Here is a 17684-nt window from a genome sequence, read left to right on the forward strand (position 1 = left end):
GGCCTACAATCGATGATACGATTTATTATTTTAATTGGATATATGGGGTTGATGATGTATCTTCAAATTTCAGGTGAACTGAACCAATATATCAATATTCATTATAATTACTTAGCTGTTTTATCAATGGTTTTAGCTTTTATTATGGCGATTGTCCAATTGATTTTGTGGAACCAAGCAGATCCATCAATGCAAAAAAAACATGAAGACATGCACCAACATGGGGGACATGAACATCATGGCCATCAGCATAATTTGGAAAAACCCAGCCAAAGAGGGCTTGCCTATTTACTACTTTCTTTACCATTGATTGTTGGCTTATTATTTCCGACAGTTAGTTTAGACACAACAATTGTTGAAGCAAAAGGATTTAACTTTCCAGTAAGTAAAGAATCAGTAGGGGATCCTGATATGCAAACGCAATATTTGAAACCTGATACAAGTATGTATTTCAATAAGACGGATTATGACAAGCAGATGGCAAAAGCCATGAAACAATATGATGGCCAATCTGTGATTTCAATTACGGATGAAAACTATTTGGAAATTATGGAACTAATCTATAATTATCCAAGTCAATTTGCAGGAAAAAGGATTTCTTATAAAGGCTTTGTCTATAATTCAAAACGAGAAGAAAGTGTTGACCAATTTGTTTTCCGTTTTGGGATTATTCATTGTGTTGCTGATTCTGGCGTTTTTGGCTTGTTGGTTCATTTTCCTGAACATACTCAATTTCAAAACAATGATTGGGTAACGATTACCGGAACCGTTGAGTTGTCCTATTATCCACCATTTAAACGACAAATACCAACTGTGCAAGTGGAGAAAGTCAAAGCAGATCAAGCACCAAAAAATCAATATGTCTATCGTTCCTTTTAAAAAAAGTTGGTTGCTTCCTTATCAAATGGAAGCAACCAACTTTTTTGCTGTCTATTTTTTAATTTTGTTGCGCTTACGACGAATAAAACCCAAAGATTCTCTTTTTTCCCGAAAGCTGCGGATATTCTGATTGAAAACCTCAGAAGCGACTAAGCCTAACGCAATTGCCCCAGCAATCATTACAGCTTGCACGGTAAAATAGGCGCCTTTTTCATAATTGCCAATTACGATATTCCGAACAGCTTGATAAGCTAAGCCACCAGGTACCAATGGAACAATACCAGGAATATTAAAAATCGTGACAGGCATTTTCAATATTTTTGAGAATAGGTAGCTTACTGCCGCAACACCGACAGCACCGATGAGGGAACCTAATGCCGCATTTCCACTAAAAACTTCAACGATTACCCAATAAAGCATCCAGCTTACACTACCAGTTAGACCACAAGCCACCAGTGATCGTCGAGGAACATTAATAATAATCGCAAACGCCGCAGAAGCTAAAAAACTAAAGATAAATTGTACCAAAACGATTCCTAGCAAATAAGTCACTCCTTTTAATAGAAAAGTTGAAAGACAAAAGCAATGCCAAAACCAATCATTCCTGAAGTCATTAATGCTTCAGTCCCACGAGAAACACCCGATAAGTAGTGTCCGGCTAGCAAATCGCGAAGAGCATTGGTAATTTGCACACCAGGCACTAAAGGCATGACACAACCAATGATGATTAAATCTTGTGATTGTCCGAGTCCCAATTTGACTGAAAGGATAGCGGCTGCACCAATGAACAGCGAAGCTAAAAATTCAGATAAAAATTTAATCTTGAGAAACTTTAAACTAAAATAATAAAGACTATAGCCGCAACCACCAATCAGAAAAGTCAAGAACAAATCGGACCAGACACCACCAAAAAGAATCATAATTGTAGCGCTGACAACAGCCGCACTAACAATGCGTGCGCTAATTGGAAAATGTCGGTGTTCACTATCTATCACTTTTAGTTTATTCAGTAATTCCTCTAAAGAAAAATCACCAGCCACATAAGCACGAGACAGCTGATTCACACGAGAGATTTTTTCTAAATCAATGCCACGTTTCATTACTTGAACCATACGAATCGTGGAGGTTCCATCTATGCCAACAAATAACCCGGTTTGTGTCACATAGCTAACCATTCGATAGTTGCCAGAAGCAAGCGCAATTCGGCTCATTGTATCTTCAACACGGTACATTTCTGCATCGCTTTCTATCATAATTTTACCAGCTAACAAACAGGTTTCTAAAAGTAAATCCAAATGAGCAGGAGTCATTGAGCAAGCCTCACTTTATGTATTTTCTTCTAGTGTACTACAAACGAACCAAAAAGAGGAAATAAATAACAGCTGCAATCGAAAATTTACATCGTAAACAGATTGTTAGCGAATTGTAACATTAAAAGGCTGATATTATTTAATCATAAATATTTAAAAGTTTTCAAAAGAAAAACGTCGATTTTTTCGCAAAATGAATTGAAGGGAAAGGTGATATTCTGGCGATTTAGCAGAGCTTTATTCTTGTTTTATAAAGTTGTGTATTTGTTTTTATAATTTTAAAATTATCGATGGCTGTCATTTTTTTACGAAGCCTTTATTAATAAAAGACTAAGAAATAACAAAAAAGAGAGAAGGAGAAGAAATTTTGTTTGTAGTTTCGGTTCTTTTCTAGTAAAATGAAATTGTATAAAAGTAGAAGTGAGGTGTAGTAAAATGGGTTTTACAGACGAAACAGTACGCTTTGATTTTGATGATAATCGAAAAAAAGCAATCAGTGAAACGTTAGAAACCGTATATCGGGCATTAGAAGAAAAGGGATACAATCCTATTAACCAAATAGTAGGGTATTTACTTTCTGGGGACCCGGCTTACATTCCTCGTTATCAAGATGCTCGAAACTTAATTCGTCGTCATGAACGTGATGAAATCATGGAAGAATTAACCAAATATTACTTAGCGAACCACGGAATCGATATCAAATGAGGATCATGGGGCTAGATGTAGGTTCACGGACAGTCGGTGTGGCTGTTAGTGATTTATTAGGTTGGACAGCACAAGGCATCGAAATTATTCGCATCAATGAAGAGGAAGAGAACTTCGGTTTTGAGCGATTAGGTGAATTGGTGAAAGAATACGAAGTCACGAAATTTGTCGTAGGTTTACCGAAAAACATGAATAATTCCATCGGTCCTAGAGCTGAAGCATCCATGGCATATGGTGATAAGATTCAAGAATTATTTCAATTACCTGTTGACTATCAAGATGAACGATTAACAACTGTCCAAGCAGAGCGTTTCTTGGTGGAGCAAGCAGATGCTTCAAGAGCCAAAAGAAAAAAAGTCATTGATAAACTAGCGGCAGTAATGATTCTACAAAATTATTTAGATGCACATAGCCGATAATTATCGAGCTTTGAATACATCAAGGGAGAGAAGAAGAATGACAGAACACAACCACGATCATGATCACGAAGGACATGAACATATTACTTTAGTAGACGAACAAGGAAATGAAACATTATACGAGATCTTACTAACTGTTGACGGTCAAGAAGAATTCGGTAAAAATTATGTTTTATTATATCCAGCAGGAATTCCTGAGGATGAAGATGTTGAATTGCAAGCTTACTCATATGTGGAAAACGCAGAAGGTACAGAAGGCGATTTACAGCAAATCGAAACAGATGCTGAATGGGATATGATTGAAGAAGTTTTCAATACATTCATGGCTGAAGAAGAAGAGTAAAACTGTAACGAGAGAAGCGCTACTTCTCCTATTGAGAAGTAGCTTTCTTAATAATAATTGTTATAATGTGCATGTTGTTTCTATCATAAGATACTATCGCTATCATTGAGTGTGATGGATAAAGAAGGACAGCATTGTCTAGTTTTACAAGATGTTGTAAAAACGTAACATCCTTGTAATGACGTTAATTTGGTAACTATCTAGCATAATTTATAATTTGTGTTATACTAAGTGTGAGGTTTTAGAAATACTGTTAATTTTATAATGTTAAATAAAAAAATGGCTCCACCTACTGGCATAGGTAGAGCCGTCAGAAATTCAGTTAAACAAACAGGTAATTATTGGTGTGGTGCATTGCCACGAACTGAAATTCCAGTTAATAAAGCAAGTAAATCAAACATATATTTCACCTCCTTTATTATGATAGCTTCATTATAACATTATCTGTAAAATGATGGTATGTTTAATACAAAAAAATAGAAAGATTGGAGTTTTGACTGTGAGAGTAGCGGGAGAAAAAATCAAAACAGCGCGTAAAAAGAAAAAATTATCGCAAGCTGAATTGGCAAAAGGAATTTGTACACAAGCAACAATTAGTAACATTGAAAACAAAAATGTGTGTGACAGTTTAGACATTTTCTCATCTGTATGTCTACGTTTAGACTTACAAGTGGAAGAATGTATCGAAGGTTCTAGTGAGAAAAAACTCGAAAGCTTATTAAATAAAGTAGAAGAATTATGCTTTTACTTTAAGCACGATGAAGCCTATGATTTGTTGAAAGACTATCCAGATGATATCGAAAGTTCAAACAGAATTTTAGAAACAAAATTTTTCTATTATAAAGGAATTACGAGTTTATTAGGTAAGAAAAATAATAGCGAAGCATTGTTCTATTTACATCGTGGTTCTGAAATTAGTCGTGATATTAATATTTATAATATTTTGAGTATGAATGCGATCGGTATTTTATATGAATTAGAAGATGATATTGAAAAAGCAAAAGTTTATTACGATAAATCTTTACAATTGCTAAGCGAATTCAAATTAGATTATCCATTAGAGCAATGCCGTATTTATTATAATACCGCAAAATTCTATTCATTAATTAAAGACTATGCAAAGAGTATTGAATTAAGTGATAAAGGAATCGAAATTAATCGGACGCACAGTTCTATTTACTCTTTAGATTGCTTATTATACGAAAAAGCTTTTAATAAACAAATGCTAGGACTAGATGCTGTTGAAGATTATCGTATTGCGTACTACTTTACACGTTTCTTCGAAAATAAAAAATTACTTACTTATATTGAAAAAGATATGCAAGAGTTTAATATCAGTTTTAAATAATAAATAATTGTTTCAGATTTTAAAAAGAACAACCTAACTCCTCTTGAGTTAGGTTGTTCTTTTTTCTCTTTTTAATTTGTTTCTTTGACAGCGTTACGGACGCTTTCGGCGACGACTTTTGCGACTCCTTCTTGGAATGGATCGGGAATAATATTGGTCGGCGTGAGTTCATTATCGGGAATCAATTTTGCAATACCTTTGGCAGCGGCAATTTGCATTTCAATCGTAATCTTTTTCGCCCGAGCATCTAAGGCACCGCGGAAGATACCAGGGAAGGCCAACACATTATTAATTTGATTCGGAAAGTCACTACGACCAGTTCCGACAATATAAGCGCCTGCCGCTAAAGCTTCATCAGGAAAAATTTCAGGAACTGGGTTAGCCATTGCAAAAATAACTGGCTGCTCATTCATCTGTTGAATCCACTCAGGTTTTAAAACACCTGGTGCCGAAACACCAACAAAGACATCAGCGCCTTCAAGAGCAGTAGCTAAATCACCGGTACGGTGTTCCCGATTGGTTAGCTTCGCAATTTCTGCGTGGTGTGGTGGCAGAGCTGTATCTGTTTCGCTCAGAATCCCTGTACGGTCAACAATGATAATATGTTTTACGCCAGCAGCTAAAAATTTTCTTGTGATCGAAAGACCAGCGGAGCCACCGCCGTTGATTACCACATGAATGTCCTCTATTTTCTTGTTGATTAATTTTAAGCTGTTGTACAAAGCCGCTAGAACAACAATCGCTGTCCCGTGTTGATCATCATGGAAAACGGGAATATCTAGTTCATCGATTAAACGCTGTTCAATTTCAAAACAACGAGGAGCGCTGATATCTTCCAAGTTAATTCCCCCAAAGGTTGGAGCCAAAAATTTCACCGTTTGAATAATTTCTTCGGTATCTTGTGTATCTAAAACAAGGGGAATCGAATCCACACCAGCAAAGCGTTTAAACAATGCAGCTTTTCCTTCCATGACAGGCATCGCTGCTTCAGGACCAATGTTACCTAAACCTAAAACTGCTGAACCATCACTGATAACGGCGACGGTGTTTTTCTTTGTCGTTAATTCGTAAGCGCGTTCTTTTTTTTCATGTATGGCAGAAGAAACAGCCGCAACACCTGGTGTGTAGGCAATTCCTAAATCTGCTTTTGTTTCAATCGGAACTTTAGGGCAGACTTCTAATTTCCCCCCAAATTTTTTTGCTTGCTCAATCGCTAATTCTTTTACATCTTTTGTTGACATATCATTTTCCTCCTAAATAATTCACTTATAGTTAAAAAAGCATTCTAAAAATAGCAGTCATTGTTATTACTGTAATGGCACCGCCTAAACGTGTCGCAACTTGTGCAAACGGCATTAAGTTCATTCGATTGGCTGTACTTAAAATAGCCACATCGCCAGTCCCACCCATACCACTCTGGCAAGCGGAGACAATGGCAGCCTCAACGGGATTCATATTCATGAAGCGTGAAACGAAAAATCCTGTAGCAATAACAGTGAAAACGACACTAATTACCACAACAAAATATTGCCAGCTAAGCATTCCTACGACATCTTTTAAAGGAATATATAACATACCTAAGCCGACCATTAACGGGAACGTAAAATTGCCAGAGATAAATTTATAAAGCTGTTTTGATCCGCGTTGGGTTTCTTTCGGTACTACGTTTAAGTATTTTAAAAAGGCTGCGACAACAATCATCAAAACAGGACCAGGAAAGCCTGTTAAGTGTTGCAATAAACCGCCTGTAATAAATAAGGTACACGCAATTAAAACACCAGCGCCCATTAATTTTACATCAATTGGTGCTTTGTCTTCTTCTAAAGCATCACTTAAATCATCTGAATTAGTAATTTTGATCAACTGACCTTGTCCAGAAAGTTCAGGGCGTTTTTCTCCTAAACGACTAAGTAAACCAGAACACATAATAGCAAAAAAATTACCAATAATGGTTGCGGGAATTAATTGCCCCACTAATTGTTCACTTGGCAATCCAGTAATGGCACTATAACCAAGGGATAAAGGAAGAATGCCTTCACCGATTCCACCAGCTAAAACAGGAGTGACAATATAGAAAAGGCTATGTTTCCAACCGAGACCTAACAGCGTTCCAACTAGGGTCCCAACACCCATTGCTAAAATCATTCCTAATGCCATCGGGACAATCATGCGCATTAAACCTTGGACTAAAATTTTGCGGTTCATTCCAAGGATACTTCCACAAACTAAACAAGCAATATAGAAATAGAGAAAGTTTGCTTGTTTCATTAAAATATCTGTTGAGTCTAAGACATTTTGGTTGAGTAAATTGAAAAAGACCATAATTGATGGTACTAATAAAGATAAAATTGCGGGACCGCCAAAATGTTTCAAAATAGGAATATTTCCACCAATTGTTCCAAGTAACCAACCCATTGTTAAAATTACGGCAAAACCACCTAACATATTGACTGGTAGTTGTTCTAATAGAGCCGTAACAAGAATAATGCTAGCTGTTACAAGATAAACAGGTAACGTAACCGAACCAATCCTCGTTTTGGTTAATTTGTTGCGCCAATCTGTTTCATTAGCAGCTGTTGCGTGTAATTTCTTTTCCATGCTATTTCCTCCTATAACTTTAATCTATATTCATCATAATGTAAACGTTTTCTGTAGAGTAGATTATTTAATTAATTTAACTAAAGAAAAGTTTTTTAACCAAATCTTCCTATGCTATACTTTATTTGAAGAGAAAAGAGGGATGGAATGAAGCGTGGCGGGAAATTATGGTGCTTCTTATCAGTGATTTTTATTGCAACATTAATTATTATGATTACTTTCTTTTACGGAGTAACGACGGTCCAAACAATTAAAGAAGTTCGTAAAAACCAAGAGCAAGCACTTTTAGCCGTCGGGGAACAGTTGGCTATTGAACCGAATGTTATTGAAGCCTTAAAGAATGATCACTATTCAGATGAATTGGAAGCGTATACGGTTCGTTTAGGTGAAATTCATCAGTTGGATTTTATCGTGATTATGAATATGCAGGGGATTCGTTTAACACATCCTGATCGCCAAAAAATAGGTAAGCATTTTGAAGGTGGCGATGAAGTGCGAGCATTAAAAGGGGAGGAACATTTATCTGTTAGTCAAGGGAGTTTAGGAGAATCATTACGAGGTTTTGTCCCAGTCTATGATCAAGGAAAACAAATTGGGGTTGTGGCAATGGGCATTAAAATGACCTCGCTTTCACAATTGATTGAACGAACAAAAAATGATTACACAGTGAGTGTCCTTTTAAGTGTTGGTTTTGGCTTTATATTAGCCATCGTGGTTTCTTATTATTTAAAAAAACAACTTCACGATTTAGAGCCAAGAGAGATTGCTCGTCTATTAGAAGAGCGAAACGCCATGCTTGAGGAAACGAAAGATGCAATCCTTGTGATTGATACCGATCAAAATATTTTATTAGCAAATATTGAAGCAACTAAAATGTATCATAATATAACAAATAGTGAAGAAAATTTACTAGGAAAGAAACTTTCAGCATTGGTTTTATCTCCTGAAAAATTAATCGTACATTCAAAAACAGAGCAATTCTATCGTCAAAATGGCCAGGATTATTTCGTCTCAATCGCCCCGATTAATGTCCGTAAAAAAACAATTGGGCATGTTATCTTTCTGAAAAATGCGACGGAAACGTTTATTGTCGCAGAACAGCTTGTCAGCACAACGACATATGCTTCGGCATTACAAAGTCAATCACACGAATTTATGAATAAGATGCATGTCATTTATGGCTTAGTCGATTTAGAAGATTATGAGGCGCTAAAACATTATCTAGCCGATTTATTGAAACCAGAAAAGGAATTTGCACAGCGCTTAGCTATTTTGGTTAGGAATCCTATTCTAGCAGGTTTTTTAAGTGGGGAAAGAATCAAGTTTGCAGAAATTAAAACACAATTAGCTATTGAAATTTATCCAGAAATTCCACCAAATAAACGAGATGAAGATACGCAAAATTTGATTGCTATCTACCGTTATATTCATCGTTTCCTGATGGAACAACCGTTACCAGAAGAGATCATTGAAACCATTGATTATCAGCCAGGAAGTTTGACGACGACTTATTCGTTTGCTTATCCAAAAGAACAACTGGAACGCTTTGAGCAAGAGTTTTTCACTTCTTATTTGGCAAGATTATTAGAGAATGCGGAAGCGACATTGACTTGGGAAAACCAACAAAATAATTGGCTTGTCCTTCGCATAAATGTTCATTACGAAGGAGCAGAGGAAAATGAACCTATTGATTATTGAAGACGATCCTATGGTTGCATATATACATCAAAAATATCTTGAAAAATTAATTCACCAACCGACTATTTTTGCGGCGGCAACAATTGCTGAAGGTCTACAACTAACGAAAGAAAAACAACCAGCACTTGTTTTATTAGATGTTCATTTGAAAGATGGCAACGGCTTGACCTATCTGGCAACAATTAGAGATGAAAAAATTGATACAGAAGTCATCCTGATTACGGCTGCCAACGAGTTGGAAAATGTTAAACGAAGCTTACATTTAGGCGTTTTAGACTATTTAGTTAAACCCTTCTCTTTTGAACGATTTCAACAAAGTATCGAAAACTATCAGAAAAAAACTGCTCAATTCACGCTGGAAACGAAGGAGCTTTCGCAAACAAAAGTGGACCAATTGTTTCATTCTTCACAGACAAACGCACGTAAAAATGAACAAGATCTTCAAAACATGTCCTTAGAAAAAGGACTAACACAAGCAACATTACAATTATTGTTAAAAAAAATAGACGAATTTACCGACTATTTTACGATTCAAGAATTATCAGAAGCGAGTCAGCTTTCACATGTTTCTGTTCGCAAATATGTGTTGTTTCTAGAAAAAAATAACCTTTTAGAAAGTAAAAATAGCTATTTAAAAGTGGGGCGTCCCTATCAATCGTATCGGAGAATTTAGTATTTTTTATTTTTTAGTAAATAAAAAAAGTAATTGAAAAGTGGCGAAATACAGAGGATACTCCTTTTTATTCTCATTTAAAGAACTTAATTGAGAATGGAAAAGAGGATATTATTTGTTATTTTTTGAGAATATATGATATTCTTTATTATGTAAGAAATAATATTATATGGGAGGAACGAGCGATGAAAGTTATTGTTTTAGGATCATCACATGGAGGTTATGAAGCGGTAGAGGAATTACTAAATCTTCATCCTGATGCAGAAATTCAATGGTATGAGAAAGGTGATTTTATCTCATTCTTGTCTTGTGGCATGCAGTTGTACCTAGAAGGAAAAGTGAAAGATGTTAATTCTGTTCGCTATATGACTGGCGAAAAAATGGAGAGTCGTGGTGTGAATGTCTTTTCTAATACTGAAATTACAGCGATTCAACCAAAAGAACATCAAGTGACAGTGAAAGATTTAGTGTCAGGTGAAGAACGTGTTGAAAATTATGATAAATTAATCATCAGTCCCGGAGCTGTCCCATTTGAATTAGATATTCCAGGTAAAGATTTGGATAATATTTACTTGATGCGTGGTCGTCAATGGGCCATTAAATTAAAACAAAAAACAGTAGATCCAGAAGTCAATAATGTGGTTGTGATTGGTAGTGGTTATATTGGGATTGAAGCTGCCGAAGCATTTGCAAAAGCCGGTAAAAAGGTTACCGTTATTGACATTTTAGATCGTCCATTAGGGGTATATCTAGATAAAGAATTTACAGATGTTTTAACAGAAGAGATGGAAGCCAATAACATTACCATTTCAACTGGTGAAACAGTTGAACGTTACGAAGGCGACGGTCGTGTGCAAAAAGTCGTTACAGATAAAAATGCGTACGATGCTGATTTGGTCGTTGTAGCGGTTGGTGTCCGTCCAAACACTGCTTGGTTAAAAGGTACCTTGGAATTACATCCGAATGGCCTGATCAAGACGGATGAATACATGCGGACAAGTGAGCCAGATGTATTTGCAGTAGGGGATGCTACGTTAATTAAATACAATCCTGCAGACACAGAAGTAAATATTGCCTTAGCAACGAATGCTCGTAAACAAGGTCGCTTTGCTGTGAAAAACCTAGAGGAACCAGTTAAACCTTTCCCTGGTGTTCAAGGATCTTCTGGCTTGGCCGTCTTTGATTATAAATTTGCTTCAACAGGGATTAACGAAGTCATGGCTCAAAAATTAGGAAAAGAAACAAAAGCGGTGACAGTAGTAGAAGACTACTTGATGGACTTTAATCCAGACAAACAAAAAGCTTGGTTTAAATTAGTGTATGATCCTGAAACAACACAAATTTTAGGCGCTCAATTAATGTCGAAAGCAGATTTAACTGCAAACATTAATGCTATTTCATTAGCGATTCAAGCCAAAATGACGATTGAAGACTTAGCCTATGCGGACTTCTTCTTCCAACCAGCGTTTGACAAACCTTGGAACATTATTAATACAGCGGCTTTAGAAGCGGTGAAACAAGAACGTTAATAAAAACAGACAAGAACGATGCTGAAAAATAGTATCGTTCTTTTTGTATATTTTCAAAAAAATAACAACGCACTTTTACTTTTTTTCTAAAACAAAGAATTTTTTTACTCTTACTAAAATTTCAAAATGATGTAAAAATAAAAGCAGGTCGCAAGTGACCAAGAAATTTTAGGAGGAATTTTAGAATGAAAAAACAAATTTTAGCAAGTGTTGCATTAAGTGCATTAACATTAAGTATTGCAGGACAAGCAGTTTATGCAAATGAAGCAAACTTACAAGACACGCAAGCTGATGTAACTTTAAAAGCAGGTTCTGGGAAAGATGTCAAACCTGTCGTTGATCCAACAGGCGATACAGATGAAGATCCAGCTACGGGCGCAGAAGGCGCGTTATCAATCCCGTACGCTTCAAGTATTAGCTTTGGTGAACAAGAAATCCAACAAGGGGATGCCACTTACTTTGCACAAAATGAAAAACCATTTGTCCAAGTTAATGATACTCGTGGAGGTGCAGAAGGCTGGGCTTTATCCGCATCCATATCAGAATTTAAAGGTGTAACAAATCAAAACGTCTTAAAAGGTGCACAATTAACCTTGGCAAATGGTCAAGTAACTACAGAAAGTAACCAATCAGAAGCACCAACAATTGCATCAAATAGTTTAACACTAAATGATTCACTACAACCAGTAATGTCAGCTGAAAAAGGCAAAGGTGCAGGCGCCTGGGCTGCCTTATTCCAAGGGGAAAAAGGTAAAAATGAAAATGTAAAACTTTTTGTACCACGTGCAGGTGTTGAAGCACAAGCCTACACAGCAACGATTACATGGGGTTTATCTGATGCGCCAGCGTAAGACTTTAAAAAGATGGGGAACTTTTATTCCCATCTTTTTTCTTAGTTTAGTTAGCTGGTTGGTTCTGTGGTCTGCACCGGCTTCTGCTGAGGAAAATCAGATTAATTTTGAAGCAGAAGCTATTTTACCAGAAAACCAGCAATCTTCCGTCAGTTATTACGATTTGAAAGTCTCCCCTGGAAGCACACAAGAGTTTAAATTACGCTTGAAAAATGTAAGTGATCAACCGATTAAAGTGCGTGTCGATGCAAATAATGGGCTGACCAATAAAAATGGCGCTTTAGACTATTCGCAACATGGAAAAAAATTATTAGGTAGTCCTACATTTGAAGAATTGATTTCGCCGTCACAAACAGTCGAATTACAAGGAAAAGAAACAAAAGAAGTTTCATTTCAATTAAATGTCCCTAAAAATGGTTTTGAAGGAACGATTTTAGGTGGATTTTATTGTTATGAATTAACAGATGGAAAAGAGAAGGAAATAAAAGGATTTAGTTTAACGAATAAATTTGCTTACACAATCGGAGCAAAACTTGTTGTTGAAAATAAAAAAATGGAACCAGCATTTCAGTTAACAAAGGTGAAACCAGGTTTAGAAAATGGTTATTTAACACTGTTCGCGACAATTGAAAATCCAGAACCAGTTTTAATAAGCCAATTGAAAATGAACGCCTTTGTTACTAAAAAAGGAAAAAGTGAGAAAATTCGTGAGTTATCAAAACAAATTTCTGTGGCACCACGTAGTCAATTTGAACTTCCAATTAGTTGGAATGATGAAGCCTTAAAAAAAGGTTTATATGAGTTGACGATTCAGTTGGAAGATCAAAACAGTAAAAAGTGGACATTGAAAAAAGCGTTTGAAATTAAAGGTGAAGATGAAAAATTGAATGAGGAGGCAGTCAAAGTCACCCGACCTGCTTCGAATATTCTTCTGTATCTTGTGATAGGAAGCTGTATCTTAATTATTTTGGCGTTATTTATTTATATTTTAAAACTACGCCAAAATAAATCATAAATAGGGAGGCTTTAAAATGAAAAAAAGAAGTGGGTATCTTGTGTTCATGCTAGCACTCTTTTTTTTAGCAAGTGCTAATAGTGTACATGCGCAGCAAGTAGATTCCGAAGTAGGCATAACATTTTATCAGAAAAATTATAAGGATCAGGTAGTGCCTTTTGAAAAAATAACCCCAGTTAATGAAGCCAAACAACCCAATCGAGAAACGATTAACTCTGATAAAGGATTAATCAATCAACTTTTACCCAATACGGGAGAAAAACAGCAATTGGAATTACTAACTATCGGTTTACTTCTTATAAGCATCATCCTGTTTGTAGTGGCTCGAAGACGAAAGAAAGGATGGAAAGCAGATGAATAAGATTGCTAAAACCTCATTCGTTTTTATAATCACGTTGATTGGGTTTGCTTTAGGACCGCAAATTGGTGAAGCAACTGAGTTAGTCAAGAAAATTTCAAATCACACAAAATTGTCTGATTATGGTTACTTTAAGGCCTTGCCAGGTGTCTATACGCCAGCTTCCCATACTTTTGTCATGCAATCTGGGGCAGAAACAGAAGTCATTCCACTTGAAGGCAATGTGAACAGTAGTCAATTAACAGTTGATGAAAATTCTCTTGCAGGGAGTGCCATGATTCGTAATGTGGGATGGTATCAAGGGAAAAAGGTCAGCATTAAAGTTTCACTGTTGAAAAATTTGTCAAATCGAGCGGGGGGAACAATCTTTTTTGAAAAAGAACGTTTCTTAACACTATCTCTCCTTGGAGATGTGAAAGTGACATATGAATTTTTTGACGAAGAAAATCAACCGATACAAGTAACAACAGCAGTAAATACTTATGACTTGAGTAAAAAATACTATTTTGGCGTACAATTTCCTATTCAATCACTCTATTCATCTAATCCAACCAATATTTTTTCTAGAACATGGAATGATGAAAGTGGTGGTTATTGGGTAACTTATCATAACGAAACGGAAACCGATGCCATCAATAGTCAAAAGCAACAGCTACAAATTTTAACTCGACCAAAAGAAAAATTAACCTTTATTTATCGAAATTGGAATAACAATCAGCCATTAGAAATTCCTTATCGTACAGACTTTGTGGCAAAACCTGAGTTTGGCGGGGCCTTAGCAAATTCTTTAACGTTAGAGAAGCCGCAACCTGTTAGTGAATTAAAGGCCCAACAAATCATGCCGAATGTTGCAGAGGATCGTAAATTAAGTAATTTAGAAGTACGTTTTAACTTAACAAATCTCTTGCAATCACAGCAATACGAGCCAGGTAATATCAACATTCAAAACTTTAATGGTGAAGATGTAACGGCTTTGTTCTCACAAGAGATGCAAGGCGAAGAATTAGTATTGACTGCCTTACAACCACAAGATAGCCGGTTAACTGCCACGACTTTACTTTATACAGTCGTCGTGAAATGGCGTGAAGATGCCCCAGCAGTCGATAATCGTTTCATTGATACAGAAGGAAATCTGACATTACCTTATACAATCCAAACAAAGGCCACCAATAGAGATAAAGTGTTTAATCAAGCGACCGAAGGCATGTTAAAAGTGAATTATAACAGCAAAGTGAATCTTCTTTTTGTCGACGAAAATAATCAACCATTGAAAGAGCCAATGAGTCAGCCAGGTATTTTAACACAAGCATTTGATGTATCATCTGAGTATCCTGAAATCCCTGGATATTATCCAGTTAAAAATCCAGTGGAACAAGATCAAGGAACGTTTAAACAAGAAGAACAAACAATCGTTCATCGGTATCGTAAAAATTTGGAATTTCAATTGAAAAATTCAGGAGAGGCAATACCGGTTTCTCGCTTTACTAAAGAAGCTGAGGTGGCGTATTCTTTAAAACACGAAGCAGGAAAAACGATTCGCGTAATGGCACGTTTCGGTGGAGAGGAACAATTAGTAAAAGAGTATCCAACAGCACCAGAGACTGTTGACGATCAAGTGAAAATGAAGATACCAGATAATTGGCTTGACCAAGAAGTTGAATTTTACGCAATGAATGAAACTGGACAAGTTTCAAATAATGAAAAAAAGATAGTCAGTCTGGAAAAGGGGCCGCAATTAAAATTACCTGACGTTCTTTCTTTTGGACAACAAGAAATCCCTGTAAAAGATAGCTATGTCAAGTTGCCACAAGAAGCAGAACTGGCTATCACTGATGAAAGCCAGTTAGATAAAAGTCAATGGAAAGTCAAAGTTAAAATGCAACAAATGATGAAAAATCAAAATAATCAAACATTGTCAAAAGGTTTAAGCTTTATTAAAGAGGGCAAACGGACACCGATTAATGACGTCGAACAAACTATTGCTAGTGGCAGTGGAAGTCAAATGTTGAATTTAGCAAATACACTTGAATTAACTTTAGTTCCAAGCGATGTCGCGGGTAGCTATCAAGGTCAATTAGTTTGGAACTTAGAAGATGCCCCTATTTAAAGCTAGATAAAATTTCCGTTAAACATGACTTAATAATTGAATCAATTGAAATCAAGCACAGGTGCTAAGGAACTTCTTTAGCACCTGTTTTTTTGGGGGCAAAAATTTACCTCTTGCAAAAAGAAAGTCGTATAATTAATATGACTAAGTTATTTATAAAAATTTAGAAATACAGGAGGTTGATAAAGTGCATACATTTTTAACGAAATCTTCTCAAAAGAAAATTCGTCTATTTAACTATCTCTTAGAAAAAAACAAGTGGCGAACCATTGCAGATTTAAAAGACTTACTGAATGTTTCTTCAAAATCTATTCTATTGTATGTAGAAGAATTATCAGACATTTTTAAACAATTTAATGGGAAAATTGTACTGAAAAATGAAAATAATCAACGATTTTATATGTATAAAGATGCTAATTTTCCTATCTATAATGTTTACTTGCATTACTATCGTCAATCTTATAATTTCAATTTGATTGATTATATGTACAAATACCCAGACAGAAATTTAGAAGACTATGCAGATGCGCAATTTACAAGTGTTTCGACTGTTTTTCGGTATGCCAAATTATTAGTAAAATATTTTAAAAGATATCAAATGACCTTTCATACGTTCTCTTTAGAACTAGAGAATCAAGAAAGCATGAGTCGTTCTTTTTATTATTATTTTTATTGGCAATCTTCACGTACAGGTGACTGGCCATTTACGATTTCTGAAAAGTTGATTGAACAATATATTGAACAATTTGAAGAGGTATACGATATTGAATTGTTACGTTTGCCGAAACGAATTTTTTCTTATTGGCTAGCAATTGTATTAGAACGTGCACCACAAAAAAGAGTGGAACTTTTAGATGAAATTAAACAGGTAGCTGATTCTGATAAAGCTTTTCCTTTAGTAAAAATGTGGCTGAAGAAGTGTAACTTATCGCTGCCTGAAGAAGAGATCTATTTTATATATCGAATTATCTACTCGTTTGGAGTGATTGATGGTAATCCTCGCTATGAAGTTAGTCATGCATTAGCACATAAATTGCATCATACTACGTCTTACCAAGCTGTATTGCTATTAAATAACCTCACGCAAAAAGACTATCAATTTCAATTGGATTTGTCAGATTCTGAATTAATTTTTAACTTTGTGGCATTCCACGAGCGAAGTCAATTCTTTTTCGGTAATACTGATTTATTTTTCAATCAGTCTTATATTAATGAAATTAAAAGACAAAATACGGAAATAGCCCAACTGATGGAGAACTTTCATCGAGATTTGCAAGAGCAGGCAACAAAAGAGGTCAAAGAAATTTTAAAAAATTGGGAACAACTTTTCTTAAACTATTACTATGTTTTAGATTATTATGATTTGTTGTTAAAGAAATTGACGCCCATTAAGATTTTAATTGCAGACGATTTACATCATACTCATCGATTATGGTTGATGAATAAAATAAAAAATTATTTTGGTAAAGCTTATCCCTTGGCTTTTTATGATTATGAAGTAGATGCATCTGAAGTCGATTTAGTGATTTCTAACTATTATTTTGATACAAAAGGAACGACTTTACTACTGATGAAAAATATACCAACAGAACGCAACTGGCGGAATTTAGAGAAAATTCTTTATAAAATAACCCATTGCAATGATAAATAAAGCTACTTTTTTGCGAGCTTTACATTTTAAATTAATAACATATCGACTACTATTAATTTTGTTTACTTACAAAAGCAACATTGGCTAACAGACAATTTTAGTCAGTTTAGAAACAGCGCTGAAGGATAATTGCCGGCGCTGTTTCTTTTATTTTTTTTCCAAATAGCGGATTTTTTTACACTAAAAAATGATTATTTTTC

General features: G+C 35.4%; 17 protein-coding genes. 13 read left to right on the top strand and 4 right to left on the bottom strand.

Annotated features, from left to right (window positions below; all coding sequences use genetic code 11):
- Positions 1-12: 12 nt before the first annotated feature.
- Entirely contained in the window at positions 13-879 is an 867-nt protein-coding gene (locus IGL48_RS04940; protein WP_002357940.1) for a TIGR03943 family putative permease subunit, read from the top strand.
- Positions 880-930: 51 nt separating this feature from the next.
- Here the strand turns inward: IGL48_RS04940 and IGL48_RS04945 are convergent, their stop codons facing one another.
- Entirely contained in the window at positions 931-1431 is a 501-nt protein-coding gene (locus IGL48_RS04945) for a threonine/serine exporter family protein (RefSeq protein WP_002382172.1), read from the bottom strand.
- A 5-nt stretch (positions 1432-1436) separates the two neighbouring features.
- Positions 1437-2189, bottom strand: coding sequence for a threonine/serine exporter family protein (locus IGL48_RS04950; RefSeq protein ID WP_002357938.1), 753 nt, complete (start codon positions 2187-2189; stop codon positions 1437-1439).
- Between the two features lie 435 nt (positions 2190-2624).
- Between IGL48_RS04950 and ireB the strand changes: the two genes are divergently transcribed.
- From ireB to IGL48_RS04970, 4 genes are all read left to right on the top strand, one after another.
- Positions 2625-2894, top strand: coding sequence for a regulatory phosphoprotein IreB (ireB, locus tag IGL48_RS04955; RefSeq protein ID WP_002357937.1), 270 nt, complete (start codon positions 2625-2627; stop codon positions 2892-2894).
- Positions 2891-3313 carry a Holliday junction resolvase RuvX gene (gene ruvX / locus IGL48_RS04960; RefSeq protein WP_002357936.1) on the top strand — a complete coding sequence of 141 codons (423 nt, stop codon included), beginning with the start codon at positions 2891-2893 and terminating at the stop codon, positions 3311-3313. Before ireB ends, ruvX begins: the two co-directional genes overlap by 4 nt.
- A gap of 37 nt (positions 3314-3350) precedes the next feature.
- Positions 3351-3656, top strand: coding sequence for a DUF1292 domain-containing protein (locus tag IGL48_RS04965; RefSeq protein WP_002357933.1), 306 nt, complete (start codon positions 3351-3353; stop codon positions 3654-3656).
- Positions 3657-4155: 499 nt separating this feature from the next.
- Complete coding sequence (locus IGL48_RS04970; protein ID WP_002385984.1) at positions 4156-5004, top strand: helix-turn-helix domain-containing protein; 849 nt, start codon at positions 4156-4158, stop codon at positions 5002-5004.
- A 71-nt stretch (positions 5005-5075) separates the two neighbouring features.
- Here IGL48_RS04970 and IGL48_RS04975 read toward each other — a convergent pair whose 3' ends face one another.
- Together IGL48_RS04975 and IGL48_RS04980 are read right to left on the bottom strand one after the other, a co-directional pair.
- Entirely contained in the window at positions 5076-6245 is a 1170-nt protein-coding gene (locus tag IGL48_RS04975) for an NAD(P)-dependent malic enzyme (protein ID WP_002361648.1), read from the bottom strand.
- A gap of 31 nt (positions 6246-6276) precedes the next feature.
- Positions 6277-7602: a 2-hydroxycarboxylate transporter family protein gene (locus tag IGL48_RS04980; RefSeq protein ID WP_002357930.1), complete on the bottom strand. Its 1326-nt coding sequence runs from the start codon at positions 7600-7602 to the stop codon at positions 6277-6279.
- A gap of 147 nt (positions 7603-7749) precedes the next feature.
- Here IGL48_RS04980 and IGL48_RS04985 point away from each other — a divergent pair, with 147 nt between their 5' ends.
- The 8 genes from IGL48_RS04985 (at position 7750) to IGL48_RS05020 (ending at position 17484) form a co-directional block, all read left to right on the top strand.
- Positions 7750-9300: a Spo0B domain-containing protein gene (locus tag IGL48_RS04985; protein ID WP_048949595.1), complete on the top strand. Its 1551-nt coding sequence runs from the start codon at positions 7750-7752 to the stop codon at positions 9298-9300.
- Positions 9281-9973, top strand: a complete 693-nt coding sequence (locus tag IGL48_RS04990) for a response regulator (RefSeq protein ID WP_048949596.1) — start codon at positions 9281-9283, stop codon at positions 9971-9973. Before IGL48_RS04985 ends, IGL48_RS04990 begins: the two co-directional genes overlap by 20 nt.
- 185 nt (positions 9974-10158) lie before the next feature.
- Positions 10159-11502 carry an NADH peroxidase gene (locus tag IGL48_RS04995; protein WP_010824549.1) on the top strand — a complete coding sequence of 448 codons (1344 nt, stop codon included), beginning with the start codon at positions 10159-10161 and terminating at the stop codon, positions 11500-11502.
- A gap of 185 nt (positions 11503-11687) precedes the next feature.
- Entirely contained in the window at positions 11688-12353 is a 666-nt protein-coding gene (locus tag IGL48_RS05000) for a WxL domain-containing protein (RefSeq protein WP_002366498.1), read from the top strand.
- The gene (locus IGL48_RS05005) at positions 12340-13368 is read left to right on the top strand and encodes a DUF916 and DUF3324 domain-containing protein (RefSeq protein ID WP_048949597.1); all 1029 of its coding nucleotides are present in this window, start codon (positions 12340-12342) and stop codon (positions 13366-13368) included. The genes IGL48_RS05000 and IGL48_RS05005 overlap by 14 nt, the downstream gene beginning before the upstream one ends.
- A gap of 16 nt (positions 13369-13384) precedes the next feature.
- Positions 13385-13729: an LPXTG cell wall anchor domain-containing protein gene (locus IGL48_RS05010; protein ID WP_002366500.1), complete on the top strand. Its 345-nt coding sequence runs from the start codon at positions 13385-13387 to the stop codon at positions 13727-13729.
- Entirely contained in the window at positions 13722-15833 is a 2112-nt protein-coding gene (locus tag IGL48_RS05015; protein WP_010824550.1) for a MucBP domain-containing protein, read from the top strand. The genes IGL48_RS05010 and IGL48_RS05015 overlap by 8 nt, the downstream gene beginning before the upstream one ends.
- A gap of 187 nt (positions 15834-16020) precedes the next feature.
- Complete coding sequence (locus IGL48_RS05020) at positions 16021-17484, top strand: helix-turn-helix domain-containing protein (protein ID WP_002369577.1); 1464 nt, start codon at positions 16021-16023, stop codon at positions 17482-17484.
- The last annotated feature ends 200 nt before the right edge of the window (positions 17485-17684 follow it).

Origin of the sequence: Enterococcus sp. DIV1090, from assembly GCF_050537975.1 — a bacterium.
GTDB lineage: Bacteria > Bacillota > Bacilli > Lactobacillales > Enterococcaceae > Enterococcus > Enterococcus faecalis.